Consider the following 22174-nt stretch of genomic DNA (forward strand, 5'->3'; position numbering starts at 1 on the left):
AAAAGGAAATTGAATGCATTTGTTCAAAATTGAATACGTTGATCCTAATATATATGCTATTAAAATAGACAATGCATTTCAAAAGCATATAAAAGCCACGGATCTTGAGAAGTTGAGCCAAAGTATTACTCAATTTCTTAAAGACATCAAACATCCCGCTCTAGAGTGGTTTGAGCATTTACAAGTTAGCGTAGGCCTTCATCTTGAGTTAACAAATGGCGAATTTAAGACGCTTAAAAAACTCTTGCTCATCGGGGAAGATCGAGAAGTGATCAAACTCCCGGTTGAGTTAAAGTACTCGGTAGAGTTGCAACACAGGATTCTCATTACGCATAGAAAACTGGATCATTTTATAGATTATTGGCGCTTACCTAATCCACAAGGGATTAAATATAGATTATTTCGATGTTTGTCTGAAGACATTATAGAGGTTCCCTACGTAGAAATGCCCCTCGAATATGATTTTAGGCGCAATCTATATGCATTTCGTCCAAATCATGGAACAACACACAGTATTCGTTTGGTTCAATTATTCAATAGTGTACTAAAATTGATGCAGTTTATGGTCAAAGATACTCTGGATTCAGATAATTCTAATGCTCTTTTATCTCTCTCACTTGAAGAGAAAAACTGCCTCGAGTTGGCTTTCTTTTTATATCGCTCAGGAAGAACCAATGAATTGGGATGGTCGGGTGATCGGAGTTATAGTCCACGTTCGTCTGAGATTTTTAGACAAATAGCCTTAAAGTTAGGATACGATCCTGGTTTAGTTGATGCGATTGCGATCTGTTTTGATTATAAAAGCCCTAATCCATTATACTTATATCACCACCAATACATAACGGAAGAAAGACGAACAAAAATCAAACTATTCAAGCAATTATTTAAATTGGTTCATAGTGCAGATTTGATTCGTTGCTTTTCTAATTACGATTCTATTGCGGAACACCTTAAATCTGTGTTTGATACCTTACTTGGCAAATTAGATTCTGATCTAATGGACGAGCTGGCTCATCAAACTTTAGTGATGGCTGCGAAATATTGCAAATTTACCGGTGCGCCAGTTGTAGTGCCATCTCTACAATCCGAATCAATGGGGACTTATTTTGGTAATAAATACGTCATGGTCAAGGCGGTTGCAGAGGTTGAAAAAACCTTTACTGATCTTGATATGATTGATTTTGATTGGAACAATCTTGTCAGTGTTAAAAACAAAGCTGAGGATGTTGATGCAATGAATGATATAAAAAGCGCCTATTGCGGTGTTTTATCCTCTAATAATCAATCTTCTACAATTGATGTATTTAATACCGAAAGTAGTGATTATTCAAAAAAACCGGGCTTTTTTTCAACACACAATGAACGATCAAGCGTGAATAACTGCACCATAAATCATTCAGTGGATCATCGATTCTGATTAAAACCCTTACTATGTCCATTTAAATCAGCATTATCTGTTGTTAGCGGTTGATTATTTGTAGTACCGTCAATTGCGAATAATGTTCGAACATTTGTTGTTGGAGGTTCTATATCTGATTCAGCAATATGTTCTTTCTTAGGTAATTTGCTGAATATGTATTCTGTGGACTTTAGATCGGACTGGGGTTTTTGAATGGTTAAAGAGGGATTAATTAACCAGGTTTTCGGATTAGAACAGGCATAACTTATTATTCCACTTAAGATGAGTGCAACAAGCAGGCCGCTAGCAAAACCAATTGGATTCAGAGCTGCCACAGCTGATGCACCAAATGTTGAAGTTGCAGAACCCGCTATATTCCATGAAATCATATAAATAAAAAAGGCACATAAAACGCTTATACTTAATGCAATGCCTGCATACATTAAGTGAAACCCGTTCATACGAGAAGGAGCTTTTGAGGGAGACAACCAATTGGTGAACAGGTGTTTATTAGGAGTGATGTTTTGTCCTTTCAATTGAAGAAGTGCGACTGTTTTCTTTGCTGGGAAAACCAGATCGTTAAAGACTCTGATTTTATTCGCTTTAATTGCATTCTGAATAATAAGCATTATGGGTAAGCTATTACGTTCCTCGTGACTTTGAACTTCTTGATCCCATTCTTCATGAATGTCTGTTTGATTATTGCTGTATTCATCAATGAACCGGAGTATGAGCCTATTAATGACTTCAAAATGGATGCTGTCAAGAATAACTCGATCTATCAATCGTACTTGTGAATCTCGCAAATCAATGTGTGTTTCTGATCCGAAAAAATAACGAACTCGGTGTTCATTGCTTTTGCCGATAAAATCATAGATTTTTTTATGATTATTAAGCAATATGCCATCTAATTCAGCATCGGTAATTTCTTTTTTATCATAGCGAGCAGATAAACACTCTTTTAATTTTGCCTTGGACGATAATTTTTCTAAAAACAGACGCTTATATTCTTGATCAAGAAGCAACCTGTCGGTAAAAATACAAGTCATGATATACAGCCTTTCTAAATACAATTCTCCAACCGACCCACAGATCAGGTCAGTTGGTCTTAATATTAATCCATTTTAGGAGAAGAGAGCAGTACAGCGACAGGAGTCGGAGCCATTTTCTTAAGATCATCCCATTTTGACCATAACAATGCTTTGTAATCGGTATTCGTGAGTGTTGTCATGAAATAATCGATGGCTTGTTTAAATCCAGTATAGGCATTGAGATCTAATTTTCGAGTTTCGACGCTTATCTTTAAATCATGCAACTTTATTCTTTGGTCGCCACTTGGTTGTGAGGATTTTGAGAAAAGGGAGAACGGTGATGACATGAACGAATAGCCGATTGAAATGGCATTGGAAATATAACCTGTTGGTTCTTCTGCTCGTTCTGCTTCTTTGGGCCAGGCCATCATAAATTCGGTCGTACATAAAGGAGCCATTAATTGTATCATCCTTTGAATGTCAGGGTTTAAAAGGCTCTTAGTATTATCAATGCGTTCATCGTAATGAGTATTCCCACCTTTTAAACACCAGTTGTACAATTGCTTCATCTCGGTTAATTGGCTATAAAAATCAGATATACTGAATCGCTCAAGGATAAACCCGGCTACGCCAAAATAGAGACATGCCGACAGGATTGGATTAATAAAATCAGGAATGGGTAAAAATCGTGCGACAATAAACGATCCTCCCCATGCTTTAATACCATTACTTAAAGCTTGATATACATACATTTGATTGACACTGTATTCAAAGTCATTAATGTATTTTTTCAAAGCATTCAGTTGTTCTAAATTAGCTGAATCAAAAGGTCTTGAAACTAAGGTTCTTAATTCGTCACTTCGTTTTGCACGTTCTGTTTCAAGTGCAGCCATTCCACCAGCATTCAGTTTACCCACAACTCTCTCCTTGATGTAAAAAATTCATTTTATACTATAAATTAATCAAATATTGAATGAGAATTTATCGATAAGTTCAAATTATTTAACAATTATTCGGCACTATTGTATTATAAAAAAAATCGTGGTCTTATTTATCTTAAATTCTGATTAGGATCCCAACAATGCAAGTTACTGTTGATCCTGTAAAATTTTATAAATGGAGTGCAGGAAATAGCGATCATAAGTTGGCTCTTAACTCCTTTTTACTAACCTGTACTGCGGATGGAGTGTGGCACAGCAATCGAAGTTATGAGTACACTTATAAGAATACGCAATATCACTTTAGTTTTACACAGTCGTTCATTAAGAGTCAGCGGAAAGAAGGTAAATCTGGTTATAAATTATCTGTATTTGATACAAATAAGACGCCTATTGGTAAAGGAGGTTATGCTGTAGTTTATCCTATTATTGCTACCTTTATCCAATATGATGAAGGGCGAATACTTGCTAAAACTGGAAGGCCCAAAGTGGTTAAAATCCAGAAGAATCTTGAAAAAGATAAAGCGCGATCAGTTCTTGAGGAACACGATAGACTGGCTCAAGCCGCGCATTTACGAGTCAAAAAGCCTTTATTTTCTGAAGAGGGCCAAGGTAATCAAAGCTATTTGGTTATTGAGCAGGCTCGAGGATTTACTCTGGAGCAGGTTTTAAATCCCCAGAAGCGCTCCCAAATTATCGATAAAATACCCAGCTTATCAGTGCAAAAACGCCTTGAATTGACCTTGGCTATATTGAATGCAATCAAATCTCAAGTCATTGAACGAAAATTAGTCCATAGAGATATAAAACCTGGAAACATAATGATCGATTTCAGTCAGGATCCTCCCAGGGCCATCTTGATTGATTATGGCTTTGCGATGGTTCAGGAACATCAAGATTTTCGAAGGCTTGGTACACGAGCGTATCGTTCTCCGGAATCCTTTGAGAGTAGACCGGTTTATACACCCAAGTCCGATATTTATTCAGCTGGCAGGGTATTAAGCTATGTGTGGGGTGATCCGTATCAGAATTATTACATCAATCGTACCAAAGATTATGATTTTATAAAAATCAAATCAACTAATGAGCAATTATTCTCACTTCCTGAAATTCAGTTGTATCTCGATGAAGCAGATCAACAGTCAATTAAGGGATGCCTCAAGCAGATGTTGGCGGAGAAACCTCAAGAAAGACCATCAATTGATGAGGTAATTTCTTTAATGTCACAAATCAGTTCAGAGCACTATAAAATGGAGGATGCACAATACGTTGCTCCATCCTTTTTAAATGAATTTAAAGTAAGAGCCAAACCCCAAATCAACCTCATAAAAAAACAGTTGAACATTATGAAAAATAAAGAGGCGGATTTACGTAACCGAGGTTTTATCGCTGCAGCAGATGTTATGCACCATTTGAGAAAAACAATTACTCGAAATACTCATTATCTTGAGGAACATCTAAATCCATCAGTAATGTTACGATATAAAAAAAAATGCCTCTCAGATATTCAAAACTCCAAAAATATGCTGATGGTTCATCGGGATCTTCATTGGATACTGGCAGAAATAGCTATGGTTTGTGCACTGCTGGGTGTTGGTTATCTCATCGCTTTAGGTATAAATTATTATTTAAATGGCAGGTTGGGTTTGTTTTCTCAAACCAAATCAGCTCAAATCACTGAATCCCTTAAAGATATTGTGAGCTGTGCATCAATTTGCTAAAAGATGTTTGGGGTTATAAATTAATAACATCGAATTAACACTCGCTTTGGGATTATCTGATGAAACTTTCAACTATTTTTAGATTGATGCGTTTCTGGCCTCCATTTTGGGGCGCTGGTATTAGCGTTAAACGTTTTAACAAGGATTTGAGTTCCATCGAAGTACAAATGAAAATGCGATTTTGGAATAAAAATTATGTCGGTACCCACTATGGTGGTTCCTTATATTCGATGACGGATCCATTTTATATGCTGATGCTAATGAATTTATTAGGAAAAAATTATATTGTATGGGATAAATCGGCTTCTATACGTTATAAAATTCCGGCAAGAGGAACTGTTTTTGCCAAGTTTGAATTAAGCAATGAACAAATTGAACAGTTTAAAGAGGAAATTGAGCGCCATCATAAAATTGAGCCAGAGTTCACTATAGAGGTTAAAAATTCTGATGGTGATGTGATTACCGTGGTTAAAAAAGTAATTCATATATCAAAAAAAAAGAAAAAATAACTTAATGCCTAAGCTGGTAACAGGTTTTTAATACGGAGTGAGAGACACTATGAAATGATTGGTTTGAGCTCAAATACAAGGATGCAGTGCCATTGAGTATGGCATTACAGGATGTAACTGAATCGGTATAAGTGTTAATTGCATGATAAAGACAGAACACAGTTCAAATATTGCGAATGAAACAGAAGGGACAGTAAATAATTGCATCACTGAAGAAGCAGCCAATACAGACATTAACCCTGCTGTTGTGGCTCATGATCCTGTTGATACACACAGTACTCCGGACAGTAGTGTTGTAGTTCAGTTAGAGGGATCATTTAAACGATCTTATGTTATTGATGTTTTAGCTTCTTATTCCACTCGGTGTGCTTCATCCACTATGGTCATTCCTCTTATGGGGATGAAAGAACTCAACCAGGCTTTGGCTGGTTTATTTATTGTCTCACCGATTATCTCTAATCTGTTGACTTATATCCCGATGACATGGCGCGTAAATAAAACCGGAGGCAAAAGGGAAGGGTTAGCATTAATGGCACTTTCTTTGATGGGTTTGACTGGTCTGACGGTTTTAGTTTCGTGTACTGACATTACCTTGGTTAATAGTTTTGATTGGCGCTATGGAATCATGCTTTCATGCGGTTTTTTAATTGGGCATGGTGCTGGTGTCAATTTACTGATGATCGATACCTTAAAATGGGTTCCTAAAAAAAGTGATGTTCCCAATTTACAATTACTGTATTCGTTTTTAGTTGATACAGCTGCTGTAACCACCCCTATAGCGTCTTATTTTTTAAGTCAATTCGGTTACTATATCCCATTTTCAATGTACTCCAGTTTAATCCTTGCAGGAGGATTGATTGAATGGGCTTTAGGAAATCCATCTCCTTATCATCAGTTCAGAGCTCAATTTCCGCATGAGAAAGCAAAACAATTAGCTATTGAATCCGGCCAATTGGAAGATTTTCTTACAATCAATTATGATGACGTCTCAATTATGGACATGCTGAGAGAAAACTTCTCTGTATTATTTGACCGGCGATCCCTGCTTTTAGGGATTACGCTATTTGGTTCACTGGGAAGTTTTTTTGTATCCAGGTCTGTTTTGCCAAGGCTGTTGGCTAACGGTTTTGGTTTAACGCCTGATGAAGCGATAGTGACCTCATCTTTGGCAAATTTGATTACTATTCTTGCTCGACCTGTTGCCTCGAAAATGATTTTATATTGGGATAATAAATCCGGAGGAGTTAAGGTACATTTGCTTGGGTGTGCCATGGCTATTATCGGTTCGACCTCATTAGCAATAGGTAATTTGCCACGATGGGGGCTTTATACCTGTTTGGCTATTAATAATACCGGCTTTGGAATTAACTTGACTACGCCATTGAGCATAGCTTCCTCACCTTCATGGTCTGCCCCCAACGATGGCAAACTCAATAAAGTGAGTCCTTCTACCATGTTTGGATTATTTGGAACAGTTGGTGCGCTGGGTGGAATCATGTTGCCCGTCTTATTAGGTTTGCTAGTCGATGAAAGTGGTGAGAAATGGTACAAGCACTATTTTTATTTAATTGTTGCCTTGATGTTAGTCTCAGCCATTGGCGTTCCTGTCATTCACTATCAGGTCAGTAGAAAACCAGGGGAAAGCATTTTTAAAAGTGCTGTGTCATTTTTTGGTAAGACCTTTCATCTTAAAGAACTAGAGCAATACGCAGTGAGAAATGAAGAAACTGCGGATATTGAAGCGCAAGACAATCACAAAGCAATTTATGTAGATGCATTCATATAATAATGGTATTTACGGCTTTAAGCTTGGCCGACCTTGATTATTTAGAAAAATAGGTATTAAGTAACTTCAAGGTTATTGGTTTTAAAACCTGGCTACCAGCAGGTAATAAAGCAACCGAGCCATAGGACTTATCGGTTGATGCGGGCACTTTATCAGTCAGATTACTGACAAAAATATACTGTTGATTACCCTGTTCAATGAAACCAACAAACCAGCCATCTCTCAATTTGCTTGGATTAGATAAGCGCTCGTTTCTGCCATGCCGACCTGAGCCTGTTTTTCCATAATATTTTGCACCATTATCCAAAGTTCCCAAGTACATATTGTTCTTGGTTTGATTTACAGCTTCGCTATTAATTGGCAACTCATTATTCAGCATGCTGTTCAGGAATTTCAGCTGTTCAAAGCCGGATATTTTCAGACTACTTCCCAACCAGGCAAAGGTCAATCCGTTATTCGTTCCAGGATCACCAGTAAAATCCTGATTGCCATAATCAAAGCCAGCAAGATAATGTTTTATACGGGCATAACCTAATTGCGGGGTAAGCAGTTGAGACACCCAAACAGAAGAAAATTTAAGCCAGGTATGTGGGGTTAAATTTTGATTCCAGTCAGGCAAATCTCGTTTAATTCCATCCCATTTGAAGGTAGTATTTTGATTAATAATGCCCTGGTTGAATGCCATTAGCGACAAGGGAATTTTAAAAGTAGAGTCTGGTGAAATTCGTTCATTACAATAATTATCAGGATTATACTCGCTGATTATCCTGGATTCGTTAACACTGTAGAGTATAAAACAGGCATTGTATTCTTTTAGTAACGAAGTGTAGTCTTTTTTTGTTAGTGTATTGGCAGTACTACTGAGACTGATGATTGCTAAAATGAAAGCGAACAAATGGTTCATTATTTAAAGCTTAAATTGGATATTCATTGGATTGAGATCATATTCTTATTGATATGTGTGTGCAAGTAGTATCCATAGAAACAATTAATAATTAATAATGAAGCATAGACGATGTGAATGTGAGTTCCTCTTCATAACATACCTATATGAAATTCAGCACACCGAAATAAAACACTCAAAACCGCTAATGTATAAAAATAATACAGATCAGCGTAAATTATCAGTAATGTTACTGTATTGTTAAGAACAGTTAATAAATTGTTAAGCATCTGACGTTACTATTGGCTTGAACTTAAACAAAGCGGAGAAATCATGTCAATACTTTCAAGTCTTTATTCCGGAGTAACCAATTCGATTAGTGCCGTAACTTCCGCTGTAAGTAATACAGCATCAAGAATATTGAATAGTGCATCTCAAGCAGTGGGGCGATCTATAGGCCGGACTACTGTAGGAATGGTCATGGATAAAATTAAGCCTGATGTACCGAGTACTACCCCCCAAGAACCTATAGCAGTTAATGAGCCATCAGGTGTTGTTGAAACAATTCAAGATTTATTGGGTAAAGCAGGTTCTGCTGCAAGTGAATTAGTCAGTCAAACTAAAAAACGCGTTATAAAGGAGGTTGCAATGGCAGCATTTGATACAACAATCAATGAAATAAAAGGGCATGTTACAGAAGGTGTTGCATCCTTAGGTGCTCAACTAGGCCAAAGCGCTGCGGAAAAACTGGAATCAGTTATAGTCGAAGGTACGGAGTCTTTAGACAGTACTCTCGGAACTATAGGAAAGAAATTTAGAAGTTTATTGGCGGTTTATAAAGAAAAGATAGATACGAACTTACAAAAGGGTGACTTATCTGCTTCCGAACAATTAGGATTCACTCTTGCTAATCTGTTGCATGACAAGCTGTCTGATTTAGGTGATGCCTGTTTTCAAGCAAAAAAACTGTCTGTTGATGCCTTTAAGCAACAAAGTGCTGACGCAATTAATAGAGCGAAACCAGCAATAGAAAAAGAGCTGGGTGCTGCGTTTGTGAACTTCTTGTTAACACCCATTACTTCTTTCTTGCAAGGGATAATGACTAACGTCATGAAGAGCCTCTTTAGCTTCTTTAAAGAAAGTGCAAGCCCATCTACAACTCCTGTTACTCCAGAAGCAGTTGTAACGCTTAAGGATGGGGTAGAAGTGAAGGCGGAAGATGCAGTAAATGAAGACATTGATGTCGAGTCCGATACAAGACTTAGTATGTGATACCCTCATTGCAAAAAGCCTGATTTTTCAATCAGGCTTTTTTTTGCTCAAATTCAAGGCGATCCTGCTTTACCCCTCTCTTGCAGAAGTTTTTTATTCCATGGTTTTAAGTTAAACTGAGATTCAATACGTACTTAATCTTATTCTGTAGTGATACAAGGATGTTCAAATGATTCGATTCTTATTTGCTGCTCAAATGCTGATGTGTCTGATTAATAATGTATCTGCGTTACCATGGTATCACCAATCCTATAAAATTCAAAAATCGCTTTCACACACCATTGCTAAACCTCAAGCTCAGCAACTTAATTTCTCTGGAATCTGGGAGGGAGAGTGTGATAATAACCCTGCGGTAGACATCACGATCAAGCAAGATGGAACTCAATTCAGGATTTCCTATGGATTTATGGAGGAACAGTATGAGTTGGGTGAAATCAAGTCGAACTCTTCTTCTAATTCAAATGAGACAAAGCTAAACACAACTACAGTCCGCTGGAGTAATGATTATTCTGCGTTAATTTTTATTAATACCGATTTCTTTGTGAATCAGGCAGGTTCTTTAAATGTATTTTTTAGCAAAGTCACTATGACTCTAATGGGCAGCCAGTTGTTGATTAAAGGTCATTATTATCATAGCGATGGAAGTATTGATGATGTGAATGAGGACGTTATTTCTTGTGTTTACCACCATAAGTGATTTTCTGAATAACATGATCTTAAATGTTACATGCCTGTTTTAATATTTTGTACGAGATTTGTCAGTACTTTCCTGGGTCCAATTTCTATAAAATCGGTTTCTCCTTGATCTAGCAAATATTCAATGCTTTGTGACCAGTTAACCGGGTGGGTAATTTGCTTTTCAATGCTTGATGGAATATCACTAACCATCATGGGTTTGGCATTAACATTTGAGATGACTGTAATTCGTGGTGGTAAAAAGGTAAATTGTTTAATAAATTCTGAAAATACTTCTTGGGCTTTGCCCATGTAGGGTGAATGAAAGGCTCCGCTAACTTTTAAAGGAATATACGCCATAGCGCCAGCAGTGACAAAATAGTGTTGTGCTGACAAAATATCCTCGGCTGGTCCGGAAATAACTATTTGGGTATAGCAGTTATAATTCGCAATACTCAAGGTATTGAGTTGATGGTTTTGGAGTACAGCATCTATTAGCTCTGCTTTTAAGCCAATAATTGCAGCCATACCACCACCAAGTGCTGCACTCATGAGTTCGCCTCGTTTATGCACTAATTTTAAACCGGTTGAAAAATCAAACACCTCCGCAGCGAGAAGGGCATTGTATTCTCCCAGACTATGCCCCATCACATAATCAGGCTTTTCAGGTTGCTCCTGTAATTTTTTAAAATAGGAGAGGGCATTCACAACAAAGAGGGCGGGTTGAGTATATTGTGTCTGGTTGAGTAATTGATTTTCGTCTGTCAGGCATAAGGCGGCAATATCGTATCCCAGGATGCTGTTTGCTTGCTCAACATAGGAGCTATATTCATCAAATAATTCGCGCCCCATACCGATTACCTGTGATCCTTGGCCTGGGAACATGTAGGTTGTCATAATATCATTCTTCCTGAACAGTTCATTGTTGTTTAATCAGCCCATTGATTCACTTTAGATTATTTTGATAAGGATTTCAAAAAATGATTCATTATTTTATGGTTTGTTGATTTTTGATATAAGAACTCATAATTAGCTGTTCTCTACTCCCTTAAGGGATTAGGGAGCTAATGGTTCAAGCTGGTCATTTGTGCCATCCATATACGCTCCCTTCTCCCTTGAGGGAGAAGGGCTGGGGATGAGGGTGGGGGTATGGCTCGAAATAAAATGAAAAATTAACACCAGAATCTATAAACCAGGTAACTAAACATAAATTATTGATTTATATAAAATAATCCATAACAATCAAGGCATCAAAACATGTTATGTTCATGTTTTTAATTAAATGGTCAGCCGATTCCATCGAGCGTGAATTAAACGAATACGCCCTTATTCGTTGCTTTTTACTCCGTGTCACATCGCCACCCTCATCCCCAACCCTTCTCCCTCAAGGGAGAAGGGATCCGATGAGAGCAAGCCGTGTGGCAGGTAGCACATAACGAGGAAGTAAGAAGGTTAGTTTAGTTTATCGGTTCAAGCCGGTCATTTGTGCCATCCATATACGCGCCCTTCTCCCTTGAGGGAGAAGGGCTGGGGATGAGGGTGGGAGCATGGCTCGAAATAAAATGAAAAGTTAACACCTGAATCTATAAACCAGGAAACTAAACATAAATTATTGATTTATATAAAATAATCCATAACAATCAAGGCATCAAAACATGTTATGTTCATGTTTTTAATTAAATGGACAGCCGATTCCATCGGAGCGTGAATTAAACGAATATGCCCTTATTCGTTGCTTTTTACTCCGTGTCACATCCCCACCCTCATCCCTAACCCTTCTCCCTCAAGGGAGAAGGGAACCGATGAGAGCAAGCCGTATCACATATCCACCCTCATCCCTCAAGGAAGAAGGAAGTCGCTATAAACTATTCGCAGGCTAAAGGTTTTGTATAAAAAGTTTTACAATTGTTCTGATAGAGTTAATTTGTGTTATAATGAGCCAAAATTGTACTTAAAGGTTTAAAATAAAGTCATGTCAAATGAAAAAAAAGACAGGCTGTCAGGTGTACATTCATTATTTAGTAACTCTGAGGCCAAAAACTGTCAATCAAGTAAGACTGTAATTATTGAACGGTACTCCGATTCAGATTATAAGCCAAAGGAATCTGCTCATGAACTGAATTCCAATACTGAAATCAGCTATTTACTAAGACTACAAACAAAACAAAAACAGCGTTTCATCTATGCTCCAGATGAACAAACCCAAGAAAAGATCATTACTACACAAGAGCGTTATGGATATCCTTGTGAGCTTGTTTTCCTGGATGATCCTGAATCCATAACTCAATTCCTGGATCATGTTTCAACGGGAGATTCACTCCTGATCATTGCCCAGGGTTGTCTGAATGACCATCTAATTGCCGGACTTGATGCAGATGCTTATATTGAATGGATAACAGAGGATCTAGAGCTTGCAGATAAAGAACTCAAACAAATTGAACTGTTTTCTTGCAATATGGGATTGGCTGATGATTATATCAATGAACTCAAGCATGGATTATCCTCAGTGTGTCATCGACTTGTAGCTTATAAAGCTTTGTGCGGGGCAGGAAAAGAGGGTAAAGTCTTTATAAAAGAATCAGGGAATAATAAAGACCAAGATTTGTTTTATGATGAATCAAATTTACCAAATGAGCTTAAGGTTGTTGAATACATACGTCCTTATGACAATCAAAAGTGCATCAGACAGTAAGTGTGACTTCATTTCTAACTGTAGCTCGTTGGGTCACTGACCCAACGAATTCTACAATCAGTGCATTCAAGAACCAATTACATCAAACACTACATCAACATTACCACGGGTAGCATGGGAGTAGGGGCAAACCTGCTCGTGCGCTTCTTTTACCAATTCGGCCAACTCTTCCTTTTTTAAACTCTTATCTTCAATAAGCATGTGAACAGAAATTCCAAAGCCACCTTTTTTCCGAGGTCCAATTGAAACAGCGCAGTTTATTTTAGCTTCAGTCGCATTTTTTTTATGTTGTTTGGCTACATAATCAAGCGCACCGCCAAAACAGGCAGCATAACCCGCTGCAAACAGATGTTCTGGTGTAGTCGTTCCTGGTTTGCCTTGACCGCCTAATTCTTTGGGCACAGAAAGATTAACGGCCACTGAGCCATCACTCGCTTCACTTCGACCATTTCGTCCACCAAAAGCAGTTGCCTTGGCTGTAAATAACGGATTTATTTCATCAGACATTTATATTCTCCTGTTCTTTTATAAGTAACTATAAAGATTATCAAATTCAATTTTTAATTAGGGCGCTACAGATTATAGTAGAACTCAATCAATTCATAGACAGAATAATATTCTGATTAGTATACTCTTCGTCATTCGATTACAAAATGTGTCATTAAAAATGAAATTCACGGACCGAGACTGGCTTCTCGAAGAGTTACCTGAACATGTTGATTACTGGTGGTTGGTACGCTTAATTAATGCTTGGGTAGAGGCGGAATCACTACCTTTCAAGATGGGAGTTCTCACTACTGTAGATGAACAGGGATTTCCCAAAAGCCGTACAGTGGCCATTCGTGAAATAAACGAAGAAGGTTTGCTTTTTTTTACTCAGTTGGGTAGTGCTAAAGTTGCGCATATTTCCGTCAATCCCAATGTTTCTTTTACTTTTATGTTACCCAATACTCAAAGACAAATTACTGTTTCAGGCAGAATAAATCCTCTTGATGAAATGGAAAGCGTAAAAAATTGGGAAACTTATGATCAAGAGAGAAGATTACGATTTTTAGTTTATGGCACCAAATCAGGCCAGACGATAAAACAACAACATGAACTAGACGAAGAGTTGATTATTTTAAGGGAGAAATATAAAAAAACTCTCCCGGAAAGGCCTCGAGAATATGTTGGTTATACCATTGTTCCAGAAGAAATAAAATTTTATCAATTAAATGAACATCGAATATCGGACTCATTAAAAGCAACCTGTATTCATGAATACTGGATTTTGCAACGATTTGTTCCTTAGTATAAGGTCATCATGGGAAAAAATTTAGATAGTTACCTTAATTTATGCACACAATTTTATGATTTAATCAGACCCCAACCACCCGAGGATGCTTATGCATTTTATCGTTCTTACGTCGCCAATGCAGGTGGAGTTGCTTTAGAACCGATGTGTGGATCCGGGCGATTTTTATTGCCTCTACTTAAAGAACAATTTGAAATTTCAGGTTTTGATGCCAGTGAGCACATGTTGGCCGCCTTATATGCTAAAGCTCAGTTGCAGCATCTAAAGCCCGATGTATGGCAAGGTTTTGCTGAGGATTTAAGCAGAACACAAAGGTATAACCTGATTTTTATTCCCAGTGGTTCATTTGGGCACCTGATTCATTTAGATACAATAAAAAAATCGTTGAAGCTTTTTTATGATCATTTGAATCCTGAGGGGATTTTATTGTTTGAAGCAGAAACATCTAAAATAGTCCCGGAGCAACTTGGAGTTTGGCGAGGCGTTGCTTGCGACAAGCCAGATGGAAATTTGATATTGGTCAATAGGCTCACAACCTTTGAAAACAACGTTTGTTATTCAATTGATAAATATGAGCTTGTTGAAAAAGGGCAGATCATTCAAACTGAAATTGAGCGTTTTAATGTTCGAATCTATGACGATCCCGCTATTTTAATGAACCTGCTGAAAGAAGCGGGTTTTAAAGAAATTAACATGATAAAAGCATTTAATCGATCAGCTGAACCGGATAAAAATGACTCCTGCATTGTGTATGAGTGCAAAAAATAAAGACAGTAATTTAGGTCTGTTGACATTTCATTATGTTCAAGCCTACTTTCCGCGACTTGTTCGCGGAATCGATAGATCGTGCGCAAAACAAGAATATATTGCGCCTATAAAGATTGAATTAGATCCCGCGAACAAGTCGCCGGACGTCGAAACTTGAATTGTCAACAGCCCCTAATCTATTTATAACTATTTTTTCATCACATAGGATGATAGACATTGTTCTACATCGTCTGGATTAAAGTGCAACTCATGTTTACTAGCCCATAATCGAAATTCTGATTTAGATACTTGGGTAGTTTTAGCATCTTTATCGGATAACCATAAAGCATTAGCTACCTTTTCGGGAGTAAGTTGTTTGGGTTTTACTTTTAGATAGTGCAAGAAGAATGGATAGGGGGGATTAGGGGGATTAGATCTTAATAAATTAACAATGCCTCTGTGTTTAAATTTCTCAGCAAAGTCTAGAGCCGTTTCACCATTATTGGTTTTAATATTTCTATCTGCACCGATACTAACAAGCCATTTAGCGACCTCTTCTTGCTCCTTTTCAAAATAATCATTTTTATCTCCACAAGAAGCGTAATGCAAAGGAGTAAAGCCAAACTGATCCTGGATATTAAAATCAGCACCTTTTGCTACAAGAATTTTACAGGCTTCCAAGTCTCCAGAGGATGCCAACTGGCCTAAGTAACTTTTAGAAACATGAGCAGTTTTATTTAGATCAAGTCCAGCTTCTATGAAAAGGTTTACGATTCGTTCAAAAGTTTCTGTTAAATAGGGATCAAGAAACAGCAAAAATTTATGAAATGGGTTCGACCCAGCATGATTGACTGTATCTATTCTTGCTCCATTTTTTAATAAAAATTCAATTACTTCAACTTGTCCCGTCATTGCTGCTAAATGCAAGGGAGTATTTCCTGCATCAGTTTTTGAATGTATTAAATCTGGGAACGTTTTTACTAATCGCACTGCCTCGTTGAGTTTTCCGTCACAACTCGCGCTTAAAAGGTTATCTTTAAAACATTTAGAGATAATTATATTTAAACTATCAGTTTTTTTATTATATTGGGTTTTATACATAATACATTCTCTAAATGTTGTTTCCCACAGATAAGCATTTAATAAATCAACCCCCTCAAGATTACATTTTTCAAATTCACATTGAATCAGGTTTGTTTTTTCTGCATTACTGCCAATAAAATTACAGTCATAAAAACTAATGTCACACACCTTAGTATGACTAAAATCAGCATTTGTAAAATTAACTGATGGAAAAATGATACCGTTATTACAAAAATTTCTAAAAGCAATATTTTTCAAATTAAATCCAGCAAACATTGGAATTTGGGGATTGTAAGAAATTGCATACTTAAAAAATCTAGCATCTTTATATTGCACGGAAAAATCCGTGTGTTTAATATCCAGGTAACCGTCTACATCCTTCCACAATTGCATATAATCCTTCAAAACAACCATTTTATCTGCAGGAGATAAGTCATTTTGATGAACATCAAAAATTTTTTTTGTTTCCAGATATATTGTTTTACAAAACTCAATATGGGCAACAGGATGTTTGGGCCAGGTTATTGGCGGGCCTATTCTGTGTTCATCTTTTTTTTTATTTAGGTATTCCGTCCTAAAATCCTGGAATTTAGTTTTAATTATTTCTAATAAATGACTGGCTGATAACTTTATCTGTAGTTCCGAGCTGGAATACATAAACGGCACCTTTAAATTCGACTAATTGAATCAATATTGTACCGGAAATAGTCAGCCATGTTATCCGTATAAAATACGGTGTGTCGCTGATTATCGTTATTTGTCTTGGCAAAAATGGTCTTGGCAAAATAACGGTTTATTACAAGAATCTGGTTTATAAACACATGACCTCTGTACATCATAAAAAACCTGTCTTGCCCGCGCAGGCGGGCAACTATTTGGCATTTAGCACTTCACTAAGTTGAGATAACTCGTTGACATACACCAACTCGAACGCCAAAACGAGGTGATATGCAGTGTATCAGTGAGTTGAAAAAAAGCTTGAACGTGGAGACAAATAATCCCCTCGGGCTCTTTTGCATCGGTTTATGTTGATGAATGGTTGCCCGCCTGCGCGGGCAAGACAGGTTTTTTGTCATGTGTAGAGCAAATATCCATCAGATTAATATGAAGTGTTAGCGAAGCAATCCAGATCGAATTTCGCTAAACTGCCGTGTGGAGACAAATAATCCCCAGGGGCTCTTTTGCATCGGTTTATTTTGATGAATGGTTGCCCGCCTGCGCGGGCAAGACAGGTTTTTTGTCATGTGTAGAGCAAATACCCATCAGTGTTAGCGAAGCAATCCAGATCGAATTTCGCTAACATTCCGTGTGGAGACAAATAATCCCCAGGGGCTCTTTTGCATCGGTTTATTTTGATGAATGGCTGCCCGCCTGTGCGGTCAAGACAGGTTTTTGTCATGTGCGGAGCAAATACCCATCAGACTTAACAAATTCTTTAAATTTATTAATAGCTCAAAAACTCTGTTTAATTTGATTTGGATTTAACACCCTTTGATCGGGAAAGTTTTATGGGCGACTTGTTCCCCAATGTACGAAAAGAGATTTTGGATAAATTAGCACAATAAATCCTCAGCTAGTTGAGATTCTATATGTGCAGTGCAAGCCTAAATTAATAGAACCTGAGATCTGGATGTTATCAAAGTCGGAGGCAATACCCATCGCTATTTACCCTACACAGAAACTTGTCTACATTATTCAGATACCGAACAAACCCAGTAATTGGTTTATTCGGTAAGTGATTGTCCTATTGAAGACTATGAATTCTATAATTAGGTGATGGATAAACTAAATAACAGCCCCCGAAAAACTATTGGATATGCCACACCTAATGAACGATTTTCAGCTGGAGCTTAAATGACAAATAGAAATAAAGATCATGTTTATCAGATTTATGATGAAATTATTGATTGGTTTGACAATGCTCGCACTAAAGATTTGAACATGGAGAAATCCTATTTAAATTTAATTCAAAAACATCTTCCACTTAACAGCAAAATTTTAGATGTTGGTTGTGGGACGGGAGAGCCTTTAGCACAGTTTTTAATTAATGCAGGTTATATACTGACGGGTATTGATGCCAGTAAAAGAATGATTGAGCGGTGTAAACAAAAATTTCCAAAGGGAAAATGGCTGTTGGCCGATATGCGCACTTTAGATTTGAATGAACAATTTCATGCAGTAATTGCTTGGCATAGTTTTTTTCATTTATCCCATGAAGATCAACGCTGTACATTAAAATTACTGGCGTCTTATGTACATCAAAATGGTTTATTCATTTTTACATCGGGACCAGAATATGGAGAGGTTTGGAGTGACAATGGAGGACATGATCTTTATCACGCATCGCTTTCTACTGAAGAATATCAACAACTCCTTATTGATAATAATTTTAAAATATTAGTACATAAAATAAGAGATCCAGAATGTGGAGAAGCAACCGTTTGGGTTGCGCAAAAAAGTTAGTGCGTTATCGAGTTGAATCCGCCCCAGGATCTTATATCTTAGGTCTGATTATCAAAATAATCAGACTTAAGATAGTGGTATTTACTATCGAATCACTCTTTGTCAGTTAAATAATGAATTTAATCTGAAGAAGCCATCGACATACTCAACATCGAACGACGAGCAACTTCCCCTGCTTCGTGGCCTTCTTGTATAGGCAAGAATCTCTGGTTTATTCCTTCCTTGAATAAGGTAACGGAAGGAGCGCGATGCACAAGGCCAATGGATTTATTTACTTTTGTTGGGTTAAATAATTGTTCACCTTGTTTGTAGCAATAATCAGCTATTGCATGCCCATCCAGATCTGGCGCAAACTCATTTGTCTTAAAATCAACCACCATCATTTTTCGGTAGCTGTTTTCAGCAGAATAATTGCTTCTCGCTTTTTCACCATAAAACCCCCATTGAACGAGAAATTTATCAAAAGACCGCTCCCAGGAATCATGTAATCCGCGCCCTAAAACAGCGTCATCAACGGGATTGTTCTCTCGGTCTAAAAGAAAGTCGATAATTTGTTGAAGCCAGGACCCTTGATGTTTTTTTCGATATTCATTTCTATGAGCTTTTGGCGAGATGACGACTGAATAATTTCTCTTTTCTTTAGGCAGGCTAAAAAACGCTTTGCCAGTATCTAAATCCCAATTGGAACCCCAGGTTCCTAACTTGATAAATGGGAGACAAAGGGTTGAAAAAATTCGAGAAAAAATATTATTACCCAGCGCTCGGTTGAAATAATCCCGACCGACTTGTGCTGTAGATGCAAAGGTTCTTGATGCATATAATCCACCCAGTGTCTGTTTTTGCTTAGGATCATCCATTTTTGGCAATTGGTGAAAATGAGCGGCTACATGACTAGCAATACTTCCTCCTAAAGAAACTCCATGCAACACAATATTCGAATGGGACACTCCCTGATCCAATAATGCCTGTACCTGAGCAATCCCTGAGTCTATAAGATCCTGGGCAATGTCCACCTGCCCTTCACTGTTTAAGATACCTGGATAATTAAATTGAATGGCAGTTACTGGAATCCCATCTTTACCGTAATGGAGAAGATCTTCTGCAACTTGTTGATAATCTTGTTGAAAGCTTCCACTGTTTCCGTTGAAATAAACAATGGTCAGATGATTTTTCTCATTTTCTGCAGTGACCTGTTCGTTGGAGGCAACAATGGTTTCAAGAGCAATCATTTTATTTCGTAGGGACATTGAAACAGGTTTTTCACTAAAACGGATCGTTCCATTATGTGATTGATAGATAGGATTATACCCTTTCAGGGCTTTATACTGTTTGTGTTGAATCGTATCAATTTCGATAATACCCAGGGCTTTTTCACGATCAAAGCTGGGTTTTTTAGAGCCAGCAGGAAAAATCAAAGGACCTAAGGTTTTACCCAATACTGAGGATGGGATGGTTTTATAGTGTTTATTTTCGCTGTTTGCTGAGTATGCAATAACATGACCAATTGCCCCACCGATTAACTGAGTGTCTAAAAGAAAAAAGCGCAACAGCCATTTTAATTTTGAGTCTGCGTTTTTAAAATCTTCCCAAGCTGATGTTTTGGGAGCGCTCCTTGGTTTTAGCGTAGTAAATAAAGTAGCGATGAATGCATGTTCTTTTTGTAATGACTGTTCGGTTATTTCTTGTTTTTCGGAGGTAACTTTAGTACTGCTTTTGCTTTCATTGAGCTCAACACTTTCAAAATAAAAGCAGTTTTGTTCTCTGGACAGCTTTATTTCTTTATCAATTGTTTGGTCATTTTTTTCTTTACTGTATCGAATAACGATGGTGTCATTATATTGATAATGATCGTATATCGCTTGAAATTCATTAAAAGTAAGTCTCATCATTTTCCTTATCTATATTCAGGGACATTAATATTGCTGTCCATTATAATGATTTATGCAGCACATTTCTCGTGGGGGGGTAACGCATTATTGAGATCTTCATAGCTATTTTTGGTTGCAACGTTCAGTATGAAACATAATAAACTATACTATTCTTGATAGAAAATTAATGGATGATTTTTCTTAAAGGAATAAACATGATTAAACCAGCGATAAAGATTTCAAGCTTTGTTGTACTCGGTGACAGCTTATCGGATAGAGGGACTCTTAATAAGCGCTATGCGGCTGGTGTGCTGCCAATGCGAATAGTTAGCGGTCTTAGTAGTAAATCGCCACGCGGACGATTCACAAATGGCTTTCTTTGGGGCGATTATGTTACCGCTAGCACCGCTGAACAATTTCAGATCGATAGCGTTAGAAAAAAACTGAATCTAGATAAAAGCGCGCTCAGCAATGCTGATATCAGTGATTATTTTATCTCTAATCATTTGAGCCTCGGTAATCATAAACTGTGCGATTTCAGCCTAAATAATGATAAACATGTTTTATTTCAAGGCCAACGATTTGCCAGGTTTTATTGTGAAGGCGGTTTGACATCTCATAACTATAGTGGTGATTTTACCTTTAATCTTGTGCTCTGGTTTACACGACTATTATTGTCTCATCTGAGTAGCAAGGTTAATCTGTTAATCCAGGATGATAAAGCACACAAAATCTCCAGAGCTGAGAAATTAGAAACACTGGTAATTGAATGGTCTGGTGCCAATGATTTAATTACTGTAAATTCTGAACCAACCCATCTTGAAGTCGATAAAGCCATTGCTGATCGCATCGCCAATATGGAGAATTTAATTAAGCACGGTTACCGAAATCTCCTCCTTTTTAATTTACCAGATCTTGGTTTAACACCACGATATCAGGCAAAAAGTAAAGCTCTACGCAATAATGCAGCTGAATGTTCAGCCTACTTTAATGCTCAGTTAGAATTAAAAGTCCAGGAACTGAATAACAAATATCTTAAAAGTTATCCCAATCTTTATCTCTCTGTTTATGATGTAAGCGGTCTTTTTAATGAAGTATACAACAACCCCAAGGCATACGATTTTGATGAAACTAAAATCAAAACTCCCTATATAACCTCTGATGAGTTTAAAAAAAACCAGAAAAACCCTGAAGAAAAGGCAAAACACACATCACCATCTGAAGGTTTTATGTTTTGGGATGATGTACATCCAACAGCAGATATGCAAGCATGGCTGGGAGATAAATTCAACGAAAAATACCGCGAAATTTTTAATTTTGTTCCTCCAGCTAAAAAAGCCAGATTGGAAAGTAAAGAGGCTTGGGAAACGCTGGAAAAGATAAATGATACTTCCAATCCTAAGACATTATCAAAACTGCCAGATGATACCGCTACAATGTTGCGTAGCCTTTATGCCTACGCACAAACGATGTGTAACTCCAGGAGTCCATTGCGAGTTAAAAAAGGCCAGTTATTGGAACAATTTGTTTTTGATGTCAAATTGCAAAGAGGCAATCTTGATGATATCTACCGGTACATCAAGCAATTCACCAGAGATACTGAAAACATGGAGTTATTATCCGCTCGCAAACATAGTGTTTATGATTTCTTTACTTCTAAAAAAACTACCGAATCCGTGGATAGGATTATGTCCATAAAAAGTAATATTAAAGAACATATGAAAGGATCATTAAGCAATGCAATGCATTAGACAATGGTATGGACTAATGAACAGCTGATAGTACGCGGGAATTTAAAATCTCATATGTATGT

Annotated in this window: 18 protein-coding genes; 11 read left to right on the forward strand and 7 right to left on the reverse strand. The window is 37.3% G+C overall.

What is annotated here, in order from left to right:
- Positions 1-13 precede the first annotated feature (13 nt).
- Positions 14-1417 carry a SidE phosphodiesterase domain-containing protein gene (locus tag G543_RS0111195; RefSeq protein ID WP_028384591.1) on the forward strand — a complete coding sequence of 468 codons (1404 nt, stop codon included), beginning with the start codon at positions 14-16 and terminating at the stop codon, positions 1415-1417.
- On the opposite strand, the gene G543_RS0111200 is transcribed toward G543_RS0111195, so the two are convergent.
- Entirely contained in the window at positions 1405-2448 is a 1044-nt protein-coding gene (locus G543_RS0111200) for a hypothetical protein (RefSeq protein ID WP_028384592.1), read from the reverse strand. The two genes, G543_RS0111195 and G543_RS0111200, sit on opposite strands and share 13 nt — an antisense overlap.
- A 65-nt stretch (positions 2449-2513) precedes the next feature.
- A complete protein-coding gene (locus tag G543_RS0111205) occupies positions 2514-3347 on the reverse strand; it encodes a hypothetical protein (RefSeq protein ID WP_028384593.1) in 834 nt (277 codons plus the stop codon).
- A gap of 164 nt (positions 3348-3511) precedes the next feature.
- Here G543_RS0111205 and legK1 point away from each other — a divergent pair, with 164 nt between their 5' ends.
- The 3 genes from legK1 to G543_RS0111220 all read left to right on the forward strand — a co-directional run bounded on the left by legK1 (position 3512) and on the right by G543_RS0111220 (position 7384).
- On the forward strand, positions 3512-5089 hold the full coding sequence (gene legK1 / locus G543_RS17780; RefSeq protein WP_051190681.1) for a Dot/Icm T4SS effector kinase LegK1: 1578 nt from the start codon (positions 3512-3514) through the stop codon (positions 5087-5089).
- Positions 5090-5148: 59 nt separating this feature from the next.
- A complete protein-coding gene (locus G543_RS0111215) occupies positions 5149-5598 on the forward strand; it encodes a DUF4442 domain-containing protein (protein ID WP_028384594.1) in 450 nt (149 codons plus the stop codon).
- A 142-nt stretch (positions 5599-5740) separates the two neighbouring features.
- The gene (locus G543_RS0111220; protein WP_028384595.1) at positions 5741-7384 is read left to right on the forward strand and encodes an MFS transporter; all 1644 of its coding nucleotides are present in this window, start codon (positions 5741-5743) and stop codon (positions 7382-7384) included.
- 37 nt (positions 7385-7421) lie between these two features.
- Here the strand turns inward: G543_RS0111220 and G543_RS0111225 are convergent, their stop codons facing one another.
- The gene (locus G543_RS0111225) at positions 7422-8288 is read right to left on the reverse strand and encodes a penicillin-binding transpeptidase domain-containing protein (protein WP_028384596.1); all 867 of its coding nucleotides are present in this window, start codon (positions 8286-8288) and stop codon (positions 7422-7424) included.
- Positions 8289-8600: 312 nt separating this feature from the next.
- On the opposite strand from G543_RS0111225, the gene G543_RS0111230 reads away from it, so the two are divergent.
- Both G543_RS0111230 and G543_RS0111235 read left to right on the forward strand, forming a co-directional pair.
- Positions 8601-9539 carry a hypothetical protein gene (locus G543_RS0111230; protein WP_133141355.1) on the forward strand — a complete coding sequence of 313 codons (939 nt, stop codon included), beginning with the start codon at positions 8601-8603 and terminating at the stop codon, positions 9537-9539.
- Positions 9540-9708: 169 nt separating this feature from the next.
- Positions 9709-10236: a hypothetical protein gene (locus tag G543_RS0111235; protein WP_051190682.1), complete on the forward strand. Its 528-nt coding sequence runs from the start codon at positions 9709-9711 to the stop codon at positions 10234-10236.
- Between the two features lie 26 nt (positions 10237-10262).
- Here G543_RS0111235 and fabD read toward each other — a convergent pair whose 3' ends face one another.
- Positions 10263-11111, reverse strand: coding sequence for an ACP S-malonyltransferase (gene fabD / locus G543_RS0111240; protein ID WP_028384599.1), 849 nt, complete (start codon positions 11109-11111; stop codon positions 10263-10265).
- A gap of 1075 nt (positions 11112-12186) precedes the next feature.
- Here fabD and G543_RS0111245 point away from each other — a divergent pair.
- Positions 12187-12906, forward strand: a complete 720-nt coding sequence (locus G543_RS0111245; protein ID WP_028384600.1) for a hypothetical protein — start codon at positions 12187-12189, stop codon at positions 12904-12906.
- 66 nt (positions 12907-12972) lie between these two features.
- Here G543_RS0111245 and G543_RS0111250 read toward each other — a convergent pair whose 3' ends face one another.
- Entirely contained in the window at positions 12973-13413 is a 441-nt protein-coding gene (locus tag G543_RS0111250; protein WP_028384601.1) for an organic hydroperoxide resistance protein, read from the reverse strand.
- 160 nt (positions 13414-13573) lie between these two features.
- Here G543_RS0111250 and G543_RS0111255 point away from each other — a divergent pair, with 160 nt between their 5' ends.
- Together G543_RS0111255 and G543_RS0111260 are read left to right on the forward strand one after the other, a co-directional pair.
- Positions 13574-14197 (forward strand): pyridoxamine 5'-phosphate oxidase family protein, encoded by a 624-nt coding sequence (locus tag G543_RS0111255; protein WP_028384602.1) that lies wholly within the window; start codon positions 13574-13576, stop codon positions 14195-14197.
- A 12-nt stretch (positions 14198-14209) separates the two neighbouring features.
- Positions 14210-14968 (forward strand): class I SAM-dependent methyltransferase, encoded by a 759-nt coding sequence (locus tag G543_RS0111260; RefSeq protein WP_028384603.1) that lies wholly within the window; start codon positions 14210-14212, stop codon positions 14966-14968.
- A 186-nt stretch (positions 14969-15154) separates the two neighbouring features.
- On the opposite strand, the gene G543_RS0111270 is transcribed toward G543_RS0111260, so the two are convergent.
- Complete coding sequence (locus G543_RS0111270) at positions 15155-16687, reverse strand: ankyrin repeat domain-containing protein (protein WP_028384604.1); 1533 nt, start codon at positions 16685-16687, stop codon at positions 15155-15157.
- Positions 16688-17884: 1197 nt separating this feature from the next.
- On the opposite strand from G543_RS0111270, the gene G543_RS0111275 reads away from it, so the two are divergent.
- Positions 17885-18493 (forward strand): class I SAM-dependent DNA methyltransferase, encoded by a 609-nt coding sequence (locus G543_RS0111275; protein WP_028384605.1) that lies wholly within the window; start codon positions 17885-17887, stop codon positions 18491-18493.
- 119 nt (positions 18494-18612) lie between these two features.
- On the opposite strand, the gene G543_RS18465 is transcribed toward G543_RS0111275, so the two are convergent.
- Positions 18613-20382 carry an alpha/beta hydrolase family protein gene (locus G543_RS18465; RefSeq protein ID WP_115343517.1) on the reverse strand — a complete coding sequence of 590 codons (1770 nt, stop codon included), beginning with the start codon at positions 20380-20382 and terminating at the stop codon, positions 18613-18615.
- Between the two features lie 194 nt (positions 20383-20576).
- Between G543_RS18465 and G543_RS0111285 the strand changes: the two genes are divergently transcribed.
- Complete coding sequence (locus G543_RS0111285; RefSeq protein WP_028384607.1) at positions 20577-22112, forward strand: SGNH/GDSL hydrolase family protein; 1536 nt, start codon at positions 20577-20579, stop codon at positions 22110-22112.
- Positions 22113-22174: the final 62 nt, after the last annotated feature.

It is taken from the genome of Legionella moravica DSM 19234, assembly GCF_000423305.1.
Lineage (GTDB): Bacteria > Pseudomonadota > Gammaproteobacteria > Legionellales > Legionellaceae > Legionella > Legionella moravica.

Excerpts from the sequence above, each read along its gene's own strand:
- G543_RS0111195 (WP_028384591.1), top strand. The coding sequence starts at position 14 with ATGCATTTGTTCAAAATTGAATACGTTGATCCTAATATATATGCTATT.
- G543_RS0111200 (WP_028384592.1), bottom strand. The coding sequence starts at position 2,448 with ATGACTTGTATTTTTACCGACAGGTTGCTTCTTGATCAAGAATATAAG.
- legK1 (WP_051190681.1), top strand. The coding sequence starts at position 3,512 with ATGCAAGTTACTGTTGATCCTGTAAAATTTTATAAATGGAGTGCAGGA.
- G543_RS0111215 (WP_028384594.1), top strand. The coding sequence starts at position 5,149 with ATGAAACTTTCAACTATTTTTAGATTGATGCGTTTCTGGCCTCCATTT.
- G543_RS0111220 (WP_028384595.1), top strand. The coding sequence starts at position 5,741 with ATGATAAAGACAGAACACAGTTCAAATATTGCGAATGAAACAGAAGGG.
- G543_RS0111225 (WP_028384596.1), bottom strand. The coding sequence starts at position 8,288 with ATGAACCATTTGTTCGCTTTCATTTTAGCAATCATCAGTCTCAGTAGT.
- G543_RS0111230 (WP_133141355.1), top strand. The coding sequence starts at position 8,601 with ATGTCAATACTTTCAAGTCTTTATTCCGGAGTAACCAATTCGATTAGT.
- G543_RS0111235 (WP_051190682.1), top strand. The coding sequence starts at position 9,709 with ATGATTCGATTCTTATTTGCTGCTCAAATGCTGATGTGTCTGATTAAT.
- fabD (WP_028384599.1), bottom strand. The coding sequence starts at position 11,111 with ATGACAACCTACATGTTCCCAGGCCAAGGATCACAGGTAATCGGTATG.
- G543_RS0111245 (WP_028384600.1), top strand. The coding sequence starts at position 12,187 with ATGTCAAATGAAAAAAAAGACAGGCTGTCAGGTGTACATTCATTATTT.
- G543_RS0111250 (WP_028384601.1), bottom strand. The coding sequence starts at position 13,413 with ATGTCTGATGAAATAAATCCGTTATTTACAGCCAAGGCAACTGCTTTT.
- G543_RS0111255 (WP_028384602.1), top strand. The coding sequence starts at position 13,574 with ATGAAATTCACGGACCGAGACTGGCTTCTCGAAGAGTTACCTGAACAT.
- G543_RS0111260 (WP_028384603.1), top strand. The coding sequence starts at position 14,210 with ATGGGAAAAAATTTAGATAGTTACCTTAATTTATGCACACAATTTTAT.
- G543_RS0111270 (WP_028384604.1), bottom strand. The coding sequence starts at position 16,687 with ATGTATTCCAGCTCGGAACTACAGATAAAGTTATCAGCCAGTCATTTA.
- G543_RS0111275 (WP_028384605.1), top strand. The coding sequence starts at position 17,885 with ATGACAAATAGAAATAAAGATCATGTTTATCAGATTTATGATGAAATT.
- G543_RS18465 (WP_115343517.1), bottom strand. The coding sequence starts at position 20,382 with ATGATGAGACTTACTTTTAATGAATTTCAAGCGATATACGATCATTAT.
- G543_RS0111285 (WP_028384607.1), top strand. The coding sequence starts at position 20,577 with ATGATTAAACCAGCGATAAAGATTTCAAGCTTTGTTGTACTCGGTGAC.